This is a genomic window from Algoriphagus lutimaris (assembly GCF_017051705.1).
Classification (GTDB): Bacteria; Bacteroidota; Bacteroidia; order Cytophagales; family Cyclobacteriaceae; genus Algoriphagus; species Algoriphagus lutimaris.
The window spans coordinates 2,493,005-2,510,706 of record NZ_JAFIDJ010000001.1; the positions used below are offsets into that span (position 1 = coordinate 2,493,005).

At 38.7% G+C, this 17,702-nt stretch carries 15 protein-coding genes; 9 read left to right on the top strand and 6 right to left on the bottom strand.

The window, feature by feature from the left end; genetic code table 11:
• The first annotated feature begins 182 nt into the window (after window positions 1-182).
• From JYB62_RS10215 to JYB62_RS10240, 6 genes are all read left to right on the top strand, one after another.
• Window positions 183-1,925, top strand: a complete 1,743-nt coding sequence (locus tag JYB62_RS10215; protein ID WP_205645272.1) for a pentapeptide repeat-containing protein — start codon at window positions 183-185, stop codon at window positions 1,923-1,925.
• A gap of 460 nt (window positions 1,926-2,385) precedes the next feature.
• Window positions 2,386-3,513 carry a TolB-like translocation protein gene (locus JYB62_RS10220; RefSeq protein WP_205645273.1) on the top strand — a complete coding sequence of 376 codons (1,128 nt, stop codon included), beginning with the start codon at window positions 2,386-2,388 and terminating at the stop codon, window positions 3,511-3,513.
• Between the two features lie 436 nt (window positions 3,514-3,949).
• Window positions 3,950-4,357 carry a nuclear transport factor 2 family protein gene (locus tag JYB62_RS10225; RefSeq protein WP_205645274.1) on the top strand — a complete coding sequence of 136 codons (408 nt, stop codon included), beginning with the start codon at window positions 3,950-3,952 and terminating at the stop codon, window positions 4,355-4,357.
• A gap of 393 nt (window positions 4,358-4,750) precedes the next feature.
• Entirely contained in the window at window positions 4,751-5,470 is a 720-nt protein-coding gene (locus tag JYB62_RS10230) for a DUF6624 domain-containing protein (RefSeq protein WP_205645275.1), read from the top strand.
• Window positions 5,471-6,152: 682 nt separating this feature from the next.
• The gene (locus JYB62_RS10235; protein ID WP_205645276.1) at window positions 6,153-7,007 is read left to right on the top strand and encodes a hypothetical protein; all 855 of its coding nucleotides are present in this window, start codon (window positions 6,153-6,155) and stop codon (window positions 7,005-7,007) included.
• A gap of 229 nt (window positions 7,008-7,236) precedes the next feature.
• On the top strand, window positions 7,237-7,893 hold the full coding sequence (locus JYB62_RS10240; RefSeq protein ID WP_205645277.1) for a DUF6090 family protein: 657 nt from the start codon (window positions 7,237-7,239) through the stop codon (window positions 7,891-7,893).
• A 445-nt stretch (window positions 7,894-8,338) separates the two neighbouring features.
• Here the strand turns inward: JYB62_RS10240 and ettA are convergent, their stop codons facing one another.
• Window positions 8,339-10,018: an energy-dependent translational throttle protein EttA gene (gene ettA / locus JYB62_RS10245; RefSeq protein ID WP_205645278.1), complete on the bottom strand. Its 1,680-nt coding sequence runs from the start codon at window positions 10,016-10,018 to the stop codon at window positions 8,339-8,341.
• A 130-nt stretch (window positions 10,019-10,148) separates the two neighbouring features.
• Between ettA and JYB62_RS10250 the strand changes: the two genes are divergently transcribed.
• Together JYB62_RS10250 and JYB62_RS10255 are read left to right on the top strand one after the other, a co-directional pair.
• Entirely contained in the window at window positions 10,149-11,396 is a 1,248-nt protein-coding gene (locus tag JYB62_RS10250; RefSeq protein WP_205645279.1) for a DUF349 domain-containing protein, read from the top strand.
• Window positions 11,397-11,480: 84 nt separating this feature from the next.
• On the top strand, window positions 11,481-11,702 hold the full coding sequence (locus JYB62_RS10255) for a DUF2795 domain-containing protein (protein ID WP_008202749.1): 222 nt from the start codon (window positions 11,481-11,483) through the stop codon (window positions 11,700-11,702).
• Window positions 11,703-11,738: 36 nt separating this feature from the next.
• Here JYB62_RS10255 and JYB62_RS10260 read toward each other — a convergent pair whose 3' ends face one another.
• From JYB62_RS10260 to queA, 5 genes are all read right to left on the bottom strand, one after another.
• Entirely contained in the window at window positions 11,739-12,458 is a 720-nt protein-coding gene (locus JYB62_RS10260; protein WP_205645280.1) for a LytR/AlgR family response regulator transcription factor, read from the bottom strand.
• Window positions 12,455-13,495 carry a sensor histidine kinase gene (locus JYB62_RS10265; RefSeq protein ID WP_207758599.1) on the bottom strand — a complete coding sequence of 347 codons (1,041 nt, stop codon included), beginning with the start codon at window positions 13,493-13,495 and terminating at the stop codon, window positions 12,455-12,457. The genes JYB62_RS10260 and JYB62_RS10265 overlap by 4 nt, the downstream gene beginning before the upstream one ends.
• Before the next feature lie 31 nt (window positions 13,496-13,526).
• Window positions 13,527-14,354: a LiaF transmembrane domain-containing protein gene (locus tag JYB62_RS10270; protein WP_205645281.1), complete on the bottom strand. Its 828-nt coding sequence runs from the start codon at window positions 14,352-14,354 to the stop codon at window positions 13,527-13,529.
• 123 nt (window positions 14,355-14,477) lie between these two features.
• Entirely contained in the window at window positions 14,478-15,161 is a 684-nt protein-coding gene (locus JYB62_RS10275) for a 2-C-methyl-D-erythritol 4-phosphate cytidylyltransferase (protein ID WP_205645282.1), read from the bottom strand.
• A gap of 109 nt (window positions 15,162-15,270) precedes the next feature.
• A complete protein-coding gene (gene queA, locus JYB62_RS10280; protein ID WP_205645283.1) occupies window positions 15,271-16,320 on the bottom strand; it encodes a tRNA preQ1(34) S-adenosylmethionine ribosyltransferase-isomerase QueA in 1,050 nt (349 codons plus the stop codon).
• Window positions 16,321-16,446: 126 nt separating this feature from the next.
• On the opposite strand from queA, the gene JYB62_RS10285 reads away from it, so the two are divergent.
• Window positions 16,447-17,694 carry an ABC transporter permease gene (locus JYB62_RS10285; RefSeq protein WP_205645284.1) on the top strand — a complete coding sequence of 416 codons (1,248 nt, stop codon included), beginning with the start codon at window positions 16,447-16,449 and terminating at the stop codon, window positions 17,692-17,694.
• Window positions 17,695-17,702 lie beyond the last annotated feature (8 nt).

A 17,702-nucleotide genomic window follows, 5' to 3' on the forward strand; every position in this document is an offset into this window, starting at 1 on the left:
TAAACGGAAAGGAACTTTTAACTCTTAGGTCAAAAACTTTTAGGATAAGGTAGAGATGAAAGTCATTGAAAATCTTAATTTGGATTGAACAATAACCAATTCACTCTGAACCAATTGAATAGTCACGAAATAGACTAAGCAGAACTAGGCTCTTATAAGAAGCGTTGGCAAACTTTGCAAAAATGAAATCAAAAAATGAAATCACTCCATCTGAACTATTAGAAATCATAAAGCATGGGGCTCAGGTATGGGAGGAATGGCTGAAAAAAAATGCGCTTACTGAAAATTTTGACGAATATTTTAACAGCAATTTTCTTGATTCGGATATTGAATATATATCTCAAAAGGAGATGTTGGAAAGGAGAGTCAAAATCAATGGGCTATGCGAACTTGATCTTAGTGGTTTTGACCTACAGGAGTTTGATTTAAGATTTTTTCTTTTGAGAGGAGTAAATTTGGAAGGAGCGAATCTCTCAAATGCCAACTTGGAAGGAGTAAATCTCGAAAAAGCAAACCTTAAGGGAGCAACTCTTAAAGGGGTTATTCTTAAAGGAGCTAACCTTAAAGGAGCAAATCTCGAAAGAGTTAATCCCACAAAGGCAAGTGATTTAGATGATCCTTTTTTTTCAGAAAATCTTAGATCAAATCCAGGTAAAGCGGCAGATTTTTCAGGGGCAAATATGGAAGGGGCTATTCTTGCCCATGCAAATCTTTATGGAGACAATCTATATGAAGCAAATCTAAAAGAGGCAATTCTCACAGAAGTCATTCTAACGGAAGCATCTCTCGGTTCAGTAGATTTTACAAAAGCAAATCTTGTAAAAGCAAATCTTTGTAAAGCAGGTATTGGGTATGCGAATTTCACAGAGGCAAATCTTTATAAAGCATATATCCCATATTCAAGTCTTTTTCATGTAGATCTTACAGGAGCAAATCTTCAAGAAGCAGATCTTGAAGAATCAGATCTTAAAGAAGCAAATCTATCAGGAGCAAACCTTGAAGGAGCAAACCTTGAAAAAACAAATCTTGAAAAAGCAAATCTGGAAGGTGCTAATCTTACACAAGTCGTTCTTACTCAAGCAATTCTTTTGAGCGCAAATTTTACAGGTGCAACCATCAGAAATTCAATCCTGGCATATACAGTCATGATTGATACGAATCTTTCTAATGCAGACTTAACTAATACCATCTTGACTGGATCTAATTTTACATATACTAAAATAGAGAACGCCATTTTTGATGGATGCAATGTATATGGAATTTCAGTTTGGGATTTAATCGGAGAACCAGCTTCACAAAATAATTTGGTTATTACCAATCAACAAGAACCTAATGTTAACCCTATTATTACGGTAGATGATATTGAAGTAGCTCAGTTTATTTATTTGATGCTGAATAACACTAAAATTCGAAAAATTTTGACCACGATAACAGGTAAGGGAGTGTTAATTCTAGGTCGATTTTCTCCAGAAAGAAAGAAAATATTAGATGCTATTCGTAATAAGTTAAGAGAATTGGATTTTGTCCCTATGATGTTTGATTTTGAACAAGTGGAATCCAGAGATTATACGGAGACCATTCAAATTTTAGCAGGTATGTCCAGGTTTGTTATCGCAGATATTACTAGCCCTAAAAGTAGTCCTCTTGAACTTCAAGCTACAGTTCCCAATTTTAAAATCCCACTTATTCCAATTATTCAAGAAGATGAACAGGCGTTTGCCATGTTTTCAGATTTAAAAGGAAAATACAAATGGGTGCTGGAAGAATTAAAATATACAAGTGAAGTTGATTTAATTAAAGCATTTCAAAAAGGAATAATTGATCGTGCAATTGAAAAAGAGAAAGAATTATTTAAAGAGAAAGAGAAGCCAAAATTTGATGAAGATGTAAAGGATAATCGCCCCTCTACCTCTGATTATTTTTAAGAGACTGATTGTTACTATTAAAAATGGCAATTATTTGATTTTATGATGTTCAAGTAATTATTGCCATTTTGGATGCAATCCTGAACCCAAATCATAGGATTTAAATCTGTATTTTAAAAGCCCAGTATTTTTTCATCTTAAATGATTTAACCAAGAAGTTTACCAGCCTTTTGATCATTCTTTGAGATTACAACCGCGATAATTATCAGACCTAGAAGTGGGGAGTGATCACTGCAAACTGACCACTGAAAACTAATTAAGGATACTATAAGCCTTATGATCAAAGACTTTTGGGATAGGGTAGAGATGGAAGTCATTGAAATCCTTATTTTAGAATAAACAACAAGTAATTCACTCTGAACCAATTGAATAGTTATGAAATAGGCTAGCCCAACCCAGGCTTTTACAAGTAATAGCAGTACTGATAAATTTTATCCCTGTCATTTTAAAATTCGACGATATGTCCACAATAAAAAAAGCTTTTCCATTCCGAAATTTTCTCCTTTCATGCATTTTACTACAGAGCATTAATGCGTTTGGTCAAGGCCAGGAAAAAACAGAACCCCAGTTAATTAATGCCAGTCCAACAGATAATTTACCTCCCTATATAAAACTTGTAAGCGGCTTTGGAGAACGTCCGGATTGGTCTCATGATGGCCGGTTCATTTTGTTTTTAGACAAACCAATGGGCGAAGTATATGAAATGGAATTAGCAACTGGAATAATCCGTCCAAAAACCAGACATTTCAATCATTACGGTTTTACCAGAGCCATGTATTTATCAAATGGGGACATTCTACTTTCAGGTCCCAATGCACCATTTGACCCTACCAACATTGAAGAAAGGGATAAAGCGCGTGACTTAACCTGGTTGTATGTCATGGATAAAAATGGAAATACACCCCCGGTTTCATTAAACACACTCTGTGCTGAAGGTCCAGCTGTTTCCAGAAATAGGATGAGAATAGCCTGGACTCACCGGGACCGGCAATTACCTGAGCTAGGAAAAAACAGGGCAAAGCTATTAATGGCCGAAATAATTTATCAGGATGGAATTCCTAAGCTAGCCAACGAAAGGGAGATTTTTGATTCAAAACAATTACCCTTTTCACTGGGTCATGCAAGTCTTGAAACACAAAGCCTTGTCCCTCCCGAAGATGTAAAAGTAACTTTCGCTGTTTATACCATTGATAATGGGAATAATACGGATGTTTATATGGTTGACAGCGAAACCGGAGAATACAGGACGATCACTAATTCCCCTTGCTGCTACGATGAGCCCGAAGGAATATTCCCTGATGGGTTACACACCTTAGTCGAACACGGGAATTCTGAGAAAAATGCCTGGCCTTTGCTAGATCTGTATAAATTGAAATTAGATGGTTCAGGGGCAATGCAAAGATTAACGCATTTCACTGACTACAAGGGATACAAGGCCAATCAAGGAGTAATTTCAGACGATGGAAGATATTTATGTTTTCAGATAGGAAAAGATAATACAGAACCTGGCGTAGGCTTTGGTTTTCTAATCATGGATTTGGAAGAAGCTTCAAAACACCTGGAAGATTTTAAAACATATGATAAATAATAGAACTACAGCTACCAGTGTATTTAAGTACATGCAGGTTCGGGGCTATATTGAAATATGAAAACTTAATTCAAAGGGCAGCATTCACTGATAAGTTGAGGAGTTAAAACCCAGGATTACATATAAAAGAACCCTCCTTTAAAAACTTTCAGTAGCTCCTTTCTTTAGATCTATTTCATAGACGAAAAGGAGATTTTAAATCTTGTGATCAAAAACCTTTTGGAATAGGATAGAGATGAAACCCGCCGAAATCCCTATTTTGTTTACCACAACACTGAATTAATACTTATAAAAACCTTGCGGAAATTTACCAAAAGGGTATAGATTATTGAGTTTAAACAAGTGTTGTACTTATCACGGGGCAAGTCATTTTTAGCGAGAAAATCAGGAAAACCAATACGTTAATATAATTTAATAATCAACTAACTATAAAATCATGACCATTGAACAAAACATTGAAATTATTGAATCATTATACAACGCTTTCTCAACTGGTGATATGCCAACCGTATTGGGGCTAATGCATCCTGATATCGAATGGAATGAGGCCGAAAGTAATTCCCTTGCCGAAGGAAACCCATACATTGGGCCAGATGCAATTTTAGAAGGCGTATTTACTAACCTTGGAAATAAACATGAATACTTTGGATTACAGGATATAAAAATCCATGGCATGAATAATAATATGATCCTAGCTACTCTACGGTACGATGCTAAAGTAAAATCTACAGGTAAGGCTTATAATGCACAGGCTGCACATTTATGGACCCTTAATGATGAAGGAAAAATTATTGCCTTTCAACAATATGTAGACACCAAGAAATTGGCGGATTCAGAAGTATAGGATTGATTAAGGCTACTGCCTAGAAATTTTATATTAACAATAGCTCAATATTGTATAACCGTAATTATTTCGGGTTCGACTATGTCCGAATCCACATGGAGTTGCTATGGTCTGTGCCTGACAGATAAGCCGTATCTTAAAACCCGTAACTGACGGTTACACAATCCGCCCTAAAAAATCCTTCGAGCCCCCAGCACCCCTTTATTTATCGAGGGCTAAAAAGGAGATCATCAGCCTTGTGATCAAAAAAATTAAGGGTAGGAAAAAGATAGAAGTCACTGAAATCCTTAATTTTATACGAAGCACTGCTCCTATCTTGTGGATAATTGTGATATAAACGCAATTGATTTTTGGAGTTTCTTATACAAGTGCTACCTATCACCAATCTTAACTATGAAAAAAATCCTTCTTGCATTTATCTTTTTTACCTGTTGCTATTCATCAAAACTTTCTGCTCAAAATGGAATAGATTCCACGTTATTAAAAGAATTAGAGCGAATGTTTGAAATTGATCAGTTAGCAGCATCTAAGTCCAGAAGCTCTTCGAGTTTATCGACTACTGAGTGGGCTGACAGTGTTTACCAGGCTCATCAAATATTTCTTGAAAATACTCTTAATAAGTTTGGCTATCCTGGTTATGACAAGTTGGGTAAAAGAGGCTCTAATCTTTATTGGGTGATGGTTCAACATTCTGATTTTGATACAAATTTTCAGAAACGAGTTCTCGATTCGTTGTATCAAGAAGTACAGATTAACAATGCTGACCCTGTTAACTATGCCTATTTATTGGATAGAATTAAGATGAACTTGGGTGAAAAGTTGGTTTATGGCACGCAAGTAACTTATCATTGGTTTACAGGAAAAGCTCGCATTAGGCCTACAATTGACCCTGAAAATCTAAATAGTAGAAGAGCTGAGATTGGTCTAGAACCAATTGAAGTATATCTGGAAGAAATGAACGAGGTAAATAATTTACAGGGCAACTCAATTATAGGCGGAATAACAAATTTGGGGTTATTGTTGATAATCACCTTAATAGTAATATCAACTTTAGTTGTACTCTTACTTTTTAAAAGGAAAAGAGCAATAGATAAAAAACCTAAACTGAATTAATACGCAGTTTAGCCAAACCGCTGTATCCAATTTGAATAGATTTAATCAGGAAAGTTATATTCTTTTTGATCATACTTTGGGGTTACATCCGCTATCAGATCCCGAAGAGCGGTTAATTGGTCTTTGATATTTTGAAAGAGATTTCTCAGTTGTTCCTCCTTCGAAATGACCTTTCTACTACTCTGCATGATGATCACAGATCATTGCCCCTAATTACTGCAACTGCCTACTTGTTTCAGATTCAGCTATTATGAATTGCCAAAGAGATTTATCAGTTCACGAATAATCGGGATCGGCAGTTCCTTCTTCGAAATTACCTGATCACTATTCTGCAAGCTGATCACTGATCACTGACCACTGACCACTGACCACTGACCACTGAAAACTAATTCAGTATCCTGCAAACCTTTCAAAAGTTATTTTTCATCAATTGGAAGGAGATTATAAATCTTGTGCTCAAAAACTTTTGGGATAGGGTAGAGATGAAAGTCACTGAAAACCTTAATTTTATAACAAGGACTCCACCTACTTGTGGATAATTGCGATTTATACGCAATAGATTTTTGGAGCAGCGTATGTACAAGTGTTTCCACACATTTAAAAAAAGATGATGACAAGAAAAGTATACTTCACAATATTTGTTTTGATTGTGTCCTGTAATTTGACTTTTGGACAATGGCCAATGTCAAACGACCCTGAATTTAACTCTGAAGTAAAAGAGCCAACTTATAAAAAGGGGAAAGGACCAAAAATACTCTTAGATGGTGCTCACCATAACTTTTTTATTCAATGGGATTTTATAAAACCTTTCTCTGACCTGGCAAAAGCTGATGGATACCAAACAATAGTAGATAGTTCAAAATTTACACCTGAATATTTAAAACGCTTTGACGTTGTAATGATTATTACGTCTCTTCCATTCAACTTCACCACTAAAAATCAGGTAACAGATGAATCTACGTTCTCTAAAGACGAGATAAATAGCTTGTATGATTGGGTTAACAACGGTGGTTCACTTTTAGTTTTTAGTGAACATGCACCATTTGACCAAGCAATCAACCCACTTCTAAATCAGTTTGGAATTGAGTCGAGTATTGGAACAACAATTGACAGTTTGAACTATAACAAAGAAATTGGAAGAACAGGATGGATAGAATTTACCAAGGATAATGGACTTCTAAATATTGAACATCCAATAGTTAAAGGGAGAACACCGTCGAATCAAGTTAATCGCTTGCTGACATTTGGAGGTAGTGGACTTAATGGAAAGAATTATACCAACCTGTTAAGGTTGTCTGAATCATCAGAAAACGTAGTTCATAGTACAGGAGTTGGGCCAATTGGAAAAGGTAATTCACAGGCTTTGGCAGGAAATGTCGGTAAAGGAAAAGTAGTTGCTCTTGGAGATTCGAACGGATTTACAGCAATGGTTTTTGACCAAAATGATGGAACAAAACAAAAAGCTGGTATGAATTTAGAAAATTACGATTGGAAACAATTTGTATTGAATACTTTATACTGGCTATCAACTGAATAAAAAAAACGTGTGGTAACAATGTATAACCGCAATTACGGTGGATTCGACTACGTCCGAATCCACTAGGAATTGCTAAAGTCAGTGCCATACCGAAAATTACCGCATATTAACCCGTAACTGACAGTTATACGAGACCGTTAGGCTTCATTATGACCTACCTTTAGCAATGATAAAATTGTTTAGAAATATTCGTCAAAATTTGCTTTCCGAGGGAAAAACTGGAAAGTATATGAAATACGCCATTGGAGAAATTATTTTGGTAGTTATTGGTATTTTGATTGCATTAGCGATAAACAATTGGAATGAGGCAAGAAAAAATAGGGTTAAAGAAAAAGACATTCTTTTTGAAATTGCAGAAACCCTAGAAGTTAATGCAAAAACACTCGATTCTAGTATTTTTTGGGGAAATAGATTTATTAAAGAGCGGCAAAACTATCTTAAATCAGTTAGGGAGAAAAAACCTTATAATGACACAATGCAACAAGGTTTTCAACGTATGAATTTGGGATTTTCTCGTACAGCTCTTTCAAAATCTGGATATGAAATGCTAAAGATTAGTGGATTTGATTTATTACAATCAAAGTCCTTAAAAAAAGAAATACTTAATTTATTTGAAGTTACTTATCCTAATTTAGAACTCAGAGAAAATGATAATCGCCTAAATATTATACTAGAAAATGTCCAATTATACTATTGGCAAAATTTCATGGATACAGACAGTGGCAAATTTCCTATTAATTATGAGCAGCTTTTAAATGATAACTACTTTTATGAACTGATAAATGCTTATCTGGAAAGGGAGACTTTATTACGTAATTGGAAAACGGAAACCTTCGATGAAAATAACCGAGTTCTACAATTAATTAATGATGAATTAAAAAATTAACGAAAGCACAATACCGGCTATAATTCATTGCTTCTGACTTTCCTCGCTGAAAGTCCTTGCAAATTTGCTATCCTCAGTTTACGGTTGAAAATCCTTGCGGATTTTATCGCAGCGAAACCCTTGCCAAACCGCTGTATCCAATTTGAATAGATTTAATCAGGAAAGTTATATTCTTTTCATACTTTGGAATTACAACCGCGATATTTATGGGGTCCCCAAAAGCGGGAAGTCTACATAAAAACCCTCCGAAATCTTCACGACTCCGGAGGTTTATATCTTTCAGCTATTGCGTATTACCTAAGAGATTTCTCAGTCCCCGATAATCGAGACTTGTAGTACCTCCTTCGAAATGGCCTGACTACTACGCAGCTTGCTGATCACTGAGACTGCCCACAGCGATTATCTAATTCAAATAAAACCTTCGAGGTCCCAAAGACCTCAAAGGTTATCTTAGATTTTTATATCGAATTCGCTTCGGTGTCACATCACCCAGACGCTTTTTCTTGTTCTCTTCATAGTCGGAGAAGTTACCCTCAAACCAGACCACCTGAGAATCGCCTTCGAATGCCAGGATATGCGTACAGATCCTATCCAGGAACCATCTGTCGTGGGAAATTACTACGGCACAACCTCCAAAGTTCTCCAGAGCTTCTTCTAAGGCTCTTAGCGTATTTACATCCAAATCGTTGGTAGGCTCATCGAGTAACAGCAAGTTACCACCTTCTTTTAGCGTTAAAGCCAGATGAACCCGGTTCCGTTCTCCACCAGAAAGTACTCCTACCTTCTTCTCCTGGTCTCCTCCTCCGAAGTTAAATTTGGAAACATAAGCTCTTGAATTCACTTCCTTGTTGCCCAGCTTCATCAATTCATTTCCTTCAGAAATCGTCTGGTATACGGTTTTATTCGGATCCAGAATATCATGTCCCTGATCCACATAGGCAAGTTGAACGGTCTCCCCTACTTCGAAATTCCCAGCATCTGGTTTTTCCTGTCCTGTGATCAGCTTGAAAAGCGTGGATTTACCTGCACCATTCGGTCCGATCACACCGACAATCCCACCTTGTGGCAAGGCAAAAGATAAGTTTTCGAACAAAAGCTTATCGCCATAGGCTTTGGATACGCCGTTTACCTCTATCACCTTAGCTCCCAATCGTGGCCCCGGTGGAATAAACAACTCCAATTTTGCTTCTCTTTCCTTAGACTCCTCTCCGACTAATTTATCATAGGCGCTCAAACGGGCTTTTCCTTTTGCCTGTCGGGCTTTCGGAGTCATTCTGATCCATTCCAGCTCTCGTTCCAAGGTCTTCTGACGCTTGGACTCCGTTTTTTCCTCCTGCTTCAATCGGTTTTGTTTCTGATCCAACCAAGAAGAGTAATTGCCTTTCCATGGAATCCCTTCCCCACGGTCCAGTTCCAAAATCCATCCCGCCACATTATCCAAGAAATAACGGTCGTGCGTCACGGCAATGACAGTACCTTTGTAATTCTGTAAATGTTGCTCCAACCAATGTACAGATTCCGCATCCAGGTGGTTGGTCGGTTCGTCGAGTAACAAGACATCCGGTTCCTGTAATAAAAGTCGACAAAGTGCCACTCTTCTTTTTTCACCACCGGAAAGGTTTGCCACGTTGGCATCACTAGGGGGAAGTCGCAAAGCATCCATGGCTTTGTCCAGCATGACATCGAGTTCCCAGGCGTTGGCAGCATCCAGTTTTTCCTGTACTTCTCCTTGCTTGGTGATCAGTTTATCCATGGCATCCGGGTCCTCCATCAAGGCAGGATCCATGAACTTCTCATTGATCTCTTCAAATTCTTTCAGCAAAGCAACCGTCTCGGCTACAGCCTCTTCAACCACCTCTTTTACGGTCTTAGAAGGGTCTAATTGAGGTTCTTGCTCCAGCATTCCCACGGAATACCCGGGAGACCAAACTACTTCACCTTGGTATTCTTTGTCCTTCCCAGCGATGATTTTCAGCAAGGAAGACTTACCGGAACCATTGAGTCCGAGAACCCCAATTTTGGCTCCATAAAAAAATGAGAGATAGATATCCTTTAATACTTTTTTCTGCGGCGGATAGATTTTTGAGACTCCAGCCATAGAAAAGATGATTTTTTCTGCACTCATGTGGTATATTTTGCGTTACAATTTCACTAAATGGTAAAGATGGCAAAAAAACCCCTTTCTTAGGATAAGTGCTTTTGAATTAATTAATTTGCCAAAAATTGGAAACGACCACCTAACCTACTGTAGAGCAATGGAGCATCCGTATGGATATATAAAGGATAACAAAGTTTATTTAAAAGGATTTTTAGGTCAGGATGACAGGGTGATTGGAGAGGTTAAGGAAGACGAAGCCTCCACAATCAGCTATTTTGAAACAAGGTTCGATCAACTCAAAGAGAAGGTCGAAAAGCTAAAATCCGATATTCAAGAAAACCAAAACAAAGGTTCTTTTTTGATGAAGTTGATTCATCTGAGAGATTCTTTGATGCAAGCGGATGCCTTAGGCGATTTTATTCCGCTGATTGAGGAGCTCAATAAGGAAGAAGAATACCTGAGTGAAATTATCCAGTCCAATCGTGCCAAAAACCTGGAAGTGAAAAAAGCATTGATTCTGGAAGCAGAGGAAATGAAGGATAACACGGATTGGAGAGAAACCACGGAGGCTTACAAAGACCTGAAAATGCGTTGGATCAAAACAGGTCCAGTGGAGAAGGAGTTGGAAGAAGAGATTGAAAAGAAATTCAACGACGCCGTACAGCATTTCTTCGAGAATAGAAGACATTATTACGAAGGACTCGCTTTACAGGCTGAAGAAAATATTAAAGTATATGAGGCCTTGGTGGTGCAAGCCAGAGAGGCGCATGATTTCCCAGATGCCAAAGTTGCTTTTGAAATCAGTAAAAAAATTCAAAAGGAATGGAAAGCATCCGGAAAAGTCCCCGCTGAAAAACGTCAACCTTTATGGGATGAATTTTCTAGACTTAACAACCGAATTTTCTCCAGGTACAAACGGACTTTGAATCCAGGGCCATCGATGCACCCTAGAGAGATCATTCGAAAGGCGGAGCAGCTGACGGACGAAATCAAGAAGCTGGCAGGTCAGCCTACATCCTATGAGTTGATCGGTCAAGCCAAAAAAATTCAGGAAGAATGGAAGAAACTTCCGATGAGAAAGCCGAAAGAAGTGAATTTGACGGCAAGATCATACCAATTCTTTATGGATATCGTTTTCGAAAAAGCCTTTTTGGAAAAACTCGTACACGGTAAATACGAGGGTTTTGACGAAAAACCTGCAGAAGAGCAAAAACAAATAAAAATTGCTTTATTAAAGGATCTGCTTCATAGAGATCAGACTGAATTGGACACGGCTCAGAGTAATTCTGATAATTTCCGCGTTCAGACTCAGGATTTTGAGATTATGATGCGAAAAAAACTTTCAGGACTGAAAAGAAAAGTGGATGTAAAAAATTATATTTTGAGACAACTTTCTTTTAAATAATCAGTACTTGATTACATATTTCAAAAAAAATATAATTTTGCAACCCAATTAAAATCCGGAACACCTATTAATTAAATAAACACTATGTACTGGACACTTGAACTTGCCTCTTATTTAGAAGATGCTCCCTGGCCTGCGACCAAGGATGAGTTAATTGATTACGGCATCAGATCTGGCGCGCCACTTGAAGTGGTCGAGAACCTCCAGGAATTAGAAGATGACGGCGAGCCTTATGAAACTATTGAGGAAATTTGGCCTGATTATCCGACCAAAGACGACTTCTTCTTTAACGAGGACGAATATTAAATTGAGAGCCCTGGCTAGCCTGGGGCTTTCTACTTTTCATAATCCTAGTACCTGCCTAAGTCGAGAATAACCCGATTTACTGACTGGCACTTGCTTCCCATTTCTGAGCTTAATCAAGAAATTCTCCCGCTCATAGGGTTCAATTTGGGTCACTTCATTTAAGTTGACCATAAAAGACCTATGCACTCTTGAAAATTTGGAGGGGTCCAACACCTCTTCCAGGGATTTCATGGTCATCTTTTTCAAGTATTTCCCATCCTTCACATGGATGGCGATGTAATCGTCTTCTGCTTCAAAATACAGCACCTCTTTGATCGGAACGATTTTAATTTCGTTCTTTACCCGCACCACCAATCGCGTGCTTTTCTCCGCCAATTGATTTACCCCCTCCTGTATCACCTCTGGAGATTGGTTCAGGTATTTCTCAATCGCTTGATTAAATCGAGCCTGAGAAAATGGTTTTAGGAGGTAATCGATCGCTTTTGAATCAAAAGCCTTTAGAGCATATTGATCAAATGCAGTAGTAAATATGACTACCGGTGGTTCCTCCAATAACTCCAACATTTCAAACCCAGTGATTTTAGGCATCTGAACGTCCAAAAAAATCAGATCAGGCTGATAGGTTTGAATTGCTTTTAATCCCTGAAAACCATCCTGACATATTTCCAACACTTCAAATTGTGGAAATGCTTTTAAATATTCCTCTACGATGGAAGCAGCCAATGGCTCGTCATCTATGATTAATGTTTTGATCATTTCAATTGTGGAATTTTAAGGGTTACCGTAAATCTCCCTGCATTGGAATCTGTCTTCAGTAAATCAGATCTTCCAAATAGTAATTCAAGTCTTCTTTTGACAGAACTCAGTCCAAATCCCACACCTGAAGAGGGAGTGCTTTCTTCATCAAAAGGGTTAACAATCTGGATCATCAGGTAATTCTGATCCTTGAAGGCTTTGATCTGAATACCCACGTCTCCTGTAAGACCATATAAACCATGTTTAATGGCGTTTTCTAATAAAGGCTGAACAAGGAGCTGCGGAAGCCTTAACCCCTCTGAGAACTCCCCAGAATCGATCTCTACATGCAAGCGATGTCCGAACCTGACCCGTTCGATGTCCAGGTACATTTTCAGATAACCCAACTCCTCATCCAGGCTTACCCATTCTTTATGATCTTTTCGAATGGTCCCTCTTAAAAAATCGGAGAGTTGGAGCACCATTTCCCGGGCCTTTTGGGGTTGGGAAACCACAAGTGCACTGATAGAATTCAAACTATTGAACAAGAAGTGGGGCTGCAATTGCTGCCTGATGGAAGTCAACTCTGCTTCCCTGGAAAGCTGGTTAATTGTAGCTTCTCTTTTTTGCGTTTCCTCCTGTAGCTCCAGCTTAGAGATCACCAAGGCAATGACCGCGACCAGAATTTCAGGCACCGCCAAAAAAGCCCAACGGAGGTAAAAACTTTCCTGAAGCATTTCTAAGTAAAGAATCTCTTCACTGAAGAGCCATTGAAGGATCATTTTATGTGCTAGGACTTCCACTAAGCTTAATACGAAAGGAATACTGAAGAGCAACCAACTGTTTCTTCCTTTGGGTATGTAAAAGCCAAAAATGATTTCCAGTACAAATACCCCTGCTAAAAACACACCTGTATATGCCAAGGCATCAGGCCAGGCAAGATTTACTTCCACTCCAAAATTTCTCAAAATAAAAAAGCATCCCAGAAACCAGCCAGTAGCGGTCCCTGAGATGATGTATTTGATAAGCTGGGGTTTTGTAAACGCCTTAAAAATCAAAATTTCTATGCTTTAGTTGGACCGAATTTCATTAATAAGATTTGATTTCCAAACCTCCGAAGAGTACAGTCCCTTTTAAAATCAGCACTTTCTCTGGATCGATCATTGAATCTCTGTATACACGCTTGTCGTCAATGCCAGCAGCAATATTGCTTACCTCGGATCTGACATCCCAATGAGGAGGCACCACCAATTTCATTCCTCCAAAAATAACATCCACCTGAATGGTTACAGGCCCCTGAATATCTGCTTGGGTTAAATCCAAATCAATCCCGCCGAAGGCAGCAGTCAATTTACCTCCTTTGAGGTTCTTGGTCAAGATTCTCTTATTGACTCCGCTCAAAATGGCATCTATGTTTAGCGTATCTGAAAAGGAAGCACCGGACATGTTTCCAAAACTTGATTTAGCACCAGTCCCAGAATATGTTTTGGAATCAGAAGGATCTTCAATAACCTCTTCACCGGACGTCCCCATAGAACTTTTCTTTTGATTGACTTGCCATTTGGCCTGAATATCCCGGATCAAATCCTGCTCTTTCTTCTTTTTGGTAATCAGGTACACTCCTAGCAAAATCAAGGCAATAGGAAAAATGTATCGGTCCAAGGCAAGGTTAAATCCGAACTCATTTCTCAATAAGAAATAGGAACCCAAAAAAAGCATGAAGCCACCAAACAGGCTTTTAAACTCGTGCTTAATCAGGGTAAACAAACCGATTGCGATTAATATCATCGGCCAGGTGAGAACCCAAGAAGGAATGAAAATGCCTACTTTTTTCAGTAAAAGAAGTACACCGATTATCAGAATAACAAATCCAAATATGATGCCTCCATCGTTTCGTGGGGAAGAATAATTTTTCATGAGTGCATTGATTAAAATTGATAATCAAATGTATCTCTATCCACTTTATCCAGAAACGACAAATAGGTCAGGTGAAGCCAAGGGTCGGTAAGCGACCCTAAAAAGTCGGTAAAAATGGTAAGATCATTTTTCTTTTCCCTGAGAAAGCAAAAATTCCCCATAGGCCAAGTCTTCCGGGGTAGTGATTTTGATGTTCTCCAAATTTCCCGCAATCAAAGACACTTGCCAGCCCTGATGCTCGTAAACAGTGGCATCGTCTGTAAACTGTGGGATTTCTTTTACTTGAAAAGCTTTTTTGATTTTGGACAGCAAGAAGGTCTGTGGCGTTTGTACCAACCTAAAATCCTGTCTTTCCTGATAACAAGACTTGCCATCATCTCCTAGCTTTCTAATGGAGTCTTTCAGTGCAATGACAGCGATACCACTCCCGGATTGCCGGGCTTCATGAAAGGAATGTTCAATGACCTCTTTTTTCACAAAAGGACGAACCCCGTCATGGATTGCTACCAATCCTTCTTTCCATGTCAGAGTATCCAAGCCATTTCGTACCGATTGAAAACGTGAATTTCCTCCAGCCACCAGTTCATGTGGTATTTGGAATTGGTATTGGTCGCACAAGGCTTCCCAATAAGAAAAGTCAGCTCCAGGAATTACAAGAATCAATTTGATGGAGGAATCTACCTCATGAAAAACCCGGAGTGTCCGCATCAATACCGGCTCTCCACCAATGGGCAAATATTGCTTTGAAATCGGTGCTCCCATGCGGGTGCCTTTTCCTCCTGCAACAATAACCGCTGCTTTGTTCATTTTGTGAATTTTGTGACAAAAATATCTAATTCAGTCCGATTAGATTTTCACTGCAAATTATCAAACCCTCAAGAAATAAAAAAAGCTCCCTGAGGGAGCTTTCAATTTATTAGAGGATCAACATGGCGTCTCCGTAAGAGAAGAAGCGATATTTTTCTTTAATGGCTTCTTTATAAGCTTTCATAACCAAATCATAGCCTCCAAATGCTGCTGCAGTCATCAACAAGGTAGACTCAGGTAAATGGAAGTTTGTGATCAAGGCATTTGCAATTTTGAACTCGTAAGGAGGAATGATGAATTTATCTGTCCATCCAGCGCTAGCTTTCAATCGACCATTTGCAGTTACTGAGGATTCTACCGTCTTCAAAGAAGTAGTACCTACTGCTACCACACGCTTTTTCTCATCCAAAGCTCTATTTACCAATGCTACTGTCTCATCAGGAATGCTGTAATTCTCTGAATCCATTTTATGCTTGGTCAAATCTTCCACATCAACTTGACGGAAAGTACCTAGCCCCACGTGTAAGGTAATCGGAGTTACGTCTACGCCCTGAAGCTCCAATCTCTTCAACAAATGTGGGGTAAAGTGCAAGCCTGCAGTAGGTGCTGCCACCGCTCCTACATTCTTTGCAAATACAGTTTGATACCTCTCTCTATCTTCTGCTTCTACTTTTCTTTCGATAAACTCTTTCAACAATGGAGTTTCACCTAAAGAATCAATGGTCTTGTGGAATTCTTCTTCTGTTCCATCAAAAAGGAAACGAATGGTTCTTCCTCTGGAAGTCGTATTGTCGATGACTTCTGCCACGAGGTCAGAATCTCCAAAATACAATTTATTTCCTACTCTGATTTTTCGAGCAGGATCCACTAGAACATCCCAAAGTCTAAGTTCAGCATTCAGTTCTCTCAACAAGAAAACTTCAATTTCTGCACCTGTTTTTTCTTTGTTTCCGTACAATCTGGCAGGAAATACCCTGGTGTCGTTGGTGACGAAAACATCACCTTCACCGAAGTATTCTACAATATCTTTGAAAACTCTGTGTTCGATCTCCCCCGTGTCGCGGTGCAATACCATCAGACGGGATTCGTCTCTGTTTTCAGTTGGATAAAGGGAAACCAGTTTTTTTGGAACGTCAAATTTGAAATCCGATAATTTCATAGGAAAGCTTTAGTAGTCTGAGCTTGATTTGTTTATTTTAGATTAACTCTAAAAAATGCAAAGATAATAACAATAATGCCCAATTTCAGCTATCTTAACAAATTGTTTTAACCAACTATTCTAAACATGCTCTTTTTCCAATTGACTTGGGAGAGTTTTCGGTTCGCAGTAACTGCCTTAAAAGCCAATATAACCAGAACTATCCTCTCTCTTTTAGGGGTTACCATCGGCATCTTTGCCATCATCGCAGTATTTACATTAGTAGATTCTCTAGAGAATAATATCAAGTCTTCTTTTTCATTTTTGGGAACCAACGTCATGCGGGTGGATCGCTTTCCTTTTGCCAGTGGACCTCAGGATTACCCCTGGTGGAAATATTTCCGTAGACCTCCGGGAACCCTTTCGGAATATCGATTTCTACAAGATCGCTTGAAATCCGCAGAAGCAGTAACTATCTCAGCGTCTGCAAGTACTACTGTTCAAGCAGGTAGCAATGCTTATCAAGGCATGCAGTTGACAGGAGTGGAATACACCTATCCTGACGTATATGACCTACCTCTAGAGGAAGGAAGATTTTTTCTGGAATCCGAGATCAATGCTTCCAGAAACCTGGCCATTGTAGGAAGAGAAATTGCCAATACCCTTTATCCCAACCTTCCTATTTTAGGAAAGGAAATAAAGATCAAAGGAATCAAATTTACAGTGATTGGAGTTTTTGAAGAGGAAGGCGAAGGGCTTTTTGATGCCCCATCCAAAGACGAAGCTTGTGTGATCCCCTATGGAGCATTCAGCAAAATGTTTTATACAGGGAAAAATGGAATTGAACCTACGATAGCCGCAAAAGGCAAAGAAGATGACATAGGTTTGGTTGCTTTGGAAAATGAGTTAACAGGATTAGTCAGAGCCAAAAGAGGTCTGAAACCTACCGAAGAAGATAACTTCGCTTTAAATAAGACCGAGTTTATTCAAAATGCCATCGGATCCATTTTCGATGTGATTTCCATTGCCGGATGGGTGATTGGAGGATTTTCCATTTTGGTCGGAGGATTTGGGATCGCTAACATCATGTTTGTGTCTGTGAGAGAGCGAACCAACATCATTGGAATTCAAAAATCTTTGGGTGCCAAAAACTATTTTATCCTTTTCCAATTTCTATTTGAATCTGTATTCCTCAGTTTAATTGGTGGGGCCACCGGAATCTTGATCGTGTTTGGCCTGAGCTTTATTCAGCTAGGGAGTTTAGAATTGATATTATCCTTTAAAAATATTGTACTTGGACTAGGAGTCTCCTCCATTATTGGGGTAGTTTCAGGGATTGTCCCAGCCACACTTGCTGCTAGAATGGATCCAGTGGAAGCTATCAGAACGACATAAGAAGCATG